The sequence below is a fragment of the Rhodopirellula sp. JB055 genome (genome assembly GCF_043100905.1).
Lineage (GTDB): Bacteria > Planctomycetota > Planctomycetia > Pirellulales > Pirellulaceae > Rhodopirellula.
Map to the genome: position 1 here is coordinate 1 of NZ_JBICHO010000602.1, position 4,228 is coordinate 4,228.

The 4,228-nt window shown below is 57.6% G+C and carries 3 protein-coding genes and 1 pseudogene; 2 read left to right on the plus strand and 2 right to left on the minus strand.

Going from position 1 to position 4,228, the window contains the following annotated elements; translation table 11 throughout:
* Positions 1 to 243 precede the first annotated feature (243 nt).
* Positions 244 to 1,563, minus strand: coding sequence for an O-acetylhomoserine aminocarboxypropyltransferase/cysteine synthase family protein (locus tag ACF8AM_RS23550; protein WP_392557998.1), 1,320 nt, complete (start codon positions 1,561 to 1,563; stop codon positions 244 to 246).
* A 72-nt stretch (positions 1,564 to 1,635) separates the two neighbouring features.
* Positions 1,636 to 2,751, minus strand: a complete 1,116-nt coding sequence (locus ACF8AM_RS23555) for a pyridoxal phosphate-dependent aminotransferase (protein WP_392557999.1) — start codon at positions 2,749 to 2,751, stop codon at positions 1,636 to 1,638.
* 303 nt (positions 2,752 to 3,054) lie between these two features.
* Here ACF8AM_RS23555 and ACF8AM_RS23560 point away from each other — a divergent pair, with 303 nt between their 5' ends.
* Positions 3,055 to 3,651: a DUF4416 family protein gene (locus tag ACF8AM_RS23560; protein WP_392558000.1), complete on the plus strand. Its 597-nt coding sequence runs from the start codon at positions 3,055 to 3,057 to the stop codon at positions 3,649 to 3,651.
* Between the two features lie 151 nt (positions 3,652 to 3,802).
* Positions 3,803 to 4,228, plus strand: a pseudogene (locus ACF8AM_RS23565) (ABC transporter permease); the annotation flags it as partial.

The following is a 4,228-nucleotide window of genomic DNA, read 5'->3' on the forward strand; positions in this document are numbered from 1 at the left end:
AGCAGCACCGAACGTCGGGAAGTTCGCCGCCACGCTGAAGGGGCAGCGGTTGGTCAAACGTCACGTACTTGGCATGCGTCAAAGGAGCGTCGGTCCGCACATCGTCGGTGCTAGACAGGTCCTCGTTGGAAGGCTCACCCATGGAGGTTTGGCTTTCGATTCGCGTTTTCCGAAGCGATCTCCCGGAAGCATTTTCGCGGGAGACCCTGTGTTTCGGAAGCAACGTTTCGTTTGCTTCTTCGGTTACGCGGATGCAACGGCGAGAGCCTGTTTCAGGTCGTCGAGGATGTCATCGATGTCTTCGATGCCGACTGAAACACGGATGTACTCGGGGCTGACACCGGCACGACGTTGTTCGTCTTCGGTGAGTTGCTGGTGCGTGGTGCTGGCGGGGTGAATGACCAGCGTTTTGGCGTCGCCGATGTTGGCGAGGTGCGAGCAGAGTTGGCAGGCGTTGATGAACTTCTTGCCCGCTTCCATGCCGCCTTTGATTCCGAACCCGAGGATGGCGCCTTTGCCATTGGGCAGGTATTTTTCAGCCATCGCGTGATGTGAGTGCGATTTCAGGCCGGGATAATTGACCCATTCCACGGCGTCGTGAGCTTCCAGGAACTCAGCCACCTTCATCGCGTTTTCGCAGTGACGCGGCATACGGAGATGAAGGGTTTCGATGCCTTGTAAAAACAGGAACGCTGCGAAGGGGCTCATCGCAGCACCCGTGTCACGCAACCAGTGCGTGCGGATGTGAACGTTGTAGGCGATGTTGCCCATGCCCCGCAGGTGTTCTTCGAAAACAGCTCCGTGATAGGAAGGGCTGGGGCCGCAGAACTCGGGCCATTTTTCAGGTTGATCGGCCCATTTGAAGTTCCCGCTGTCGACGATGCAGCCACCGATGTGTGTGCCGTGGCCACCCAAGAACTTGGTCGTGCTGTAGATCACGATGTCGATGCCGTGTTCGATTGGACGCAGCAAGTAGGGCGTCATCACGGTGTTGTCGCACAGCACGGGGATTGCGCCGTGAGGTGCCGAGTGGGCAGCGTCCGCGATGGCTTTGAAGTCCGGCACATCGTTCTTAGGGTTGCCGATGCTTTCCATGTAAACCAGTCGCGTGTTTTCGTCGACCAGTTCGTGAATTTTTTCGGGGTGATCGGGATCGAAGAAGCGAACTTCGACGCCGAGGTTCTTCAGTGTTTGAGTGAACAGCGTCCAGGTGCCGCCGTACAGCGAGGTGCTGCTGATGATGTTTTGTCCGCTGTGAGCGATCGCCAGGATCGCCGCAGTGATCGCGGCTTGTCCGGAGGCGAAGCACAGTCCCGTGACTCCGCCGTCCATCGCCGCGATGCGTTTTTCCAGCACGTCGACCGTGGGGTTCATCAAGCGGCTGTAGATGTTGCCGAATTCTGCCAATCCAAACAGGGAGGCCGCGTGATCCGTGCTGTCGAATTGATAGCTCGTCGTGGCGTAGATCGGCACCGCGCGGCTTTTGGTCGTTGGGTCAGCGACTTGTCCCGCGTGGAGAGCACGGGTGGCCAGGCGATGATTTTGGGTCGGATCGGCGGACATGCAAAAACTCAATCAGGGATGTTTGAAAGTGGGAAATTTCTGCGTTGGGAACGCAGCAGGCTAACAAATCGTTCAGCGATTGTCGCCAGCCAGCTTGATCAGCTTTTCTGCTCCTCGTCGCAGTGTGCCATCACTGGCCGCGAAGCTGATTCGGAAATGAGAATCGTGCTGGCTGAAGATCTTGCCGGGAATGATCAGCAGTCCGTCGGCGATGGCGCGTTCGACAAACGCTGTTCCGCCTTCGTTGCCCGGGGCTTTCGGGAACAGGTAAAACGCGCCGCCGGGGCTGGTGAGTTCAAAGTGGGGCGACAATTGTTCGACCATGAAATCGCGTTTTCGGCGGTAATCGTCGATGTGGCCGTCCAGCGAAACCTCCATTGCTCGCAAGGCACCCCACTGGGCGGGCTGGGGCGAACAGACAAATGAATACTGTTGAATTTTCATCATCGTCGCGATGATTTCGGGCGGTCCGTGAACGTAACCCACTCGCCACCCCGTCATCGCGTGCGATTTGCTGAAACCGTCGATCACGATGGTGTCTGGGTTGGTCGTCGCGGGGGAAGCGAAGTCGCTATCGTAGAAGAACCGGCTGTAAATCTCGTCTGACAGCAGCGCGATGTTGTGCTTGGCGGCCAATTCGCCAACGTCCCGGAGGTCTTGTTCCGACGCCGTCACCCCCGTCGGGTTGGCGGGGCTGTTGACCAGAATCATCTTGGTCTTGGGCGTGATCGCGGCTTCGATCTTGGCTGGATCCAAGCGGAAATCCGGGTAGGAGTCGACCGTGACAGGGATCCCGCCACACAAGCTGACCAGCGCGGGGTACATCACGAAATACGGGTCCAAGAAGATCACCTCGTCGCCGGGGTTGATCATCGACAGCATCGACAGCACCAATCCGCCGGATGTTCCGCTGCTGATGAACACGTCTCGGTCTTGACCGGGGTACTTCGCGTTGACTTCCGCCAGCAGTTTTTCTCTGAGAGGAGCGATGCCCTGGGTGGGCGAGTAGGCGTTTTTGCCAGAGCGAATCGCGTCGATGGTGGCGTCTTGGATCTCTTCGGGGACGTCAAAATCCGGTTGCCCGATCGACAGGTTGATCGGGTCTTTCAGTTTCGCAGCGAGATCGAAGACTTTTCGAATTCCGCTGCTATCAAAGGAGGCCGTTCGATCCGCGATCCAGGGATGCATGTTGACTCGTTGTCAGTGGATGGGGGTTTGGCACCGTAGCGGAAGTCGTCGAGACTTCGTCTAGGGCTTCGGGACTTCGTCTAGGAAGTCGAAGCTCTTGATGAGTTTCGCTACTCAAGCAAATCACGCTCGTTTCGCGAATCAGGATATCATTCGCTTCGGGTTTCGGTAGTCCGCGTTTGGAGGCCAAATCCCGTCGATTGACACCGCTGCCCTGTTTCGTCCAGGATTGCAGCAGGGTTGTCGTGGAGCGGTTGGCAAAGCGGACGGGGAAAAGCGTGCTGCGAGGATGGCGAAAACGGAATGAGCGAAATTCGATTGATCGAGCCGGTGGTCCGTTTCTGCGCCGTGATTTCCCGGCACGAAGAGGCACGTCAGTGGGCAAAGCAGCGTTTGGCGGAGCGGTGGGGCGAACTCGGTGAGCTCGGCACTCCCAGTCCCTTCGAAGCCGGGGGGTTTTACAAACCCGAAATGGGCGATGGTTTGACGAAGGAACTGATCGGAATCGCCGATTTTGCCGATCCGGCTGGGTTGGCGGATTGGAAGAACACCACCAATGACTGGGAGGCCGAATACGCTGCATTGGACCGGCACCCTGAGCCTCGCCCGTTGAATTTGGATCCCGGTTACGTCAGTCAGGCCAAGTTGGTGCTGGCAACGATCAAGGACCGCGATCATCGGATTTATCTGCGAGACGGGATCTTTGCCGAGGTCACGTTGAACTATGTTGGTGGCCGTTGGATTCACCACCGATGGAGCTACCCTGACTATCGCATCGAAACGGTGGCTCAGTTCGCGGCGGCATGCCGGGCCCGACTGCGTCAGCATTTGAAGGCAACGGGTGGGTTTCGTGTTGGGGTCAAGAAAACCCCCGGTGCAAAGTCCGTGACGGGCTCTTGAGGCTCGTTTTGCCTGACGCTGGAATCCGAACGATTTTCATGGCAACAAATCCGCTGAATCCTGGTTTGGGTGGCAAACCAAACGGGTTGCTCTCGCGTAGCAGCCTGACCGAAGGTTCATTTCGTACTTTTCTCGACACGAGTCGCCAAGCATGATTGCTGGGTCCGCTATTTCACTGTTCTCCGATTTTGCTGGCGTTGAATCGGGTTTGTTGCCAGTTGCTCAGGTCGGCAAGTGGCTGCCCGTTTTTGTGACCCCTCTTTGGGTCCTGTCGGTCGGGTTGCTTCTCGGAGCGTTGGTGACCGCGGTGGTCCACGGCGTTTTGAGTGCCTTGTCGTTCGTGCCTGGCTTAGGCAATCTGGCGGACGATCCCAAACGTGGCGTCACGCTGTCACTGATCGCCGGTGCGATTTTCTCGGTCGTGCTGTGTTACTTCTACGTGCCTCAGGGCGGCGAGAACGGCCAGCTTCTGTTTTTGCCGCTGGTGACCTTGGGCATGATCCTGGGGTTTGGGCTGATCTACGGAATGTGGCATCGGACTCGATCCGAGTGGATGTCGATTCTGGGAGAAGGTGTC

Excerpts from the sequence above, each read along its gene's own strand:
- ACF8AM_RS23550 (WP_392557998.1), bottom strand. The coding sequence starts at position 1,563 with ATGTCCGCCGATCCGACCCAAAATCATCGCCTGGCCACCCGTGCTCTC.
- ACF8AM_RS23555 (WP_392557999.1), bottom strand. The coding sequence starts at position 2,751 with ATGCATCCCTGGATCGCGGATCGAACGGCCTCCTTTGATAGCAGCGGA.
- ACF8AM_RS23560 (WP_392558000.1), top strand. The coding sequence starts at position 3,055 with ATGAGCGAAATTCGATTGATCGAGCCGGTGGTCCGTTTCTGCGCCGTG.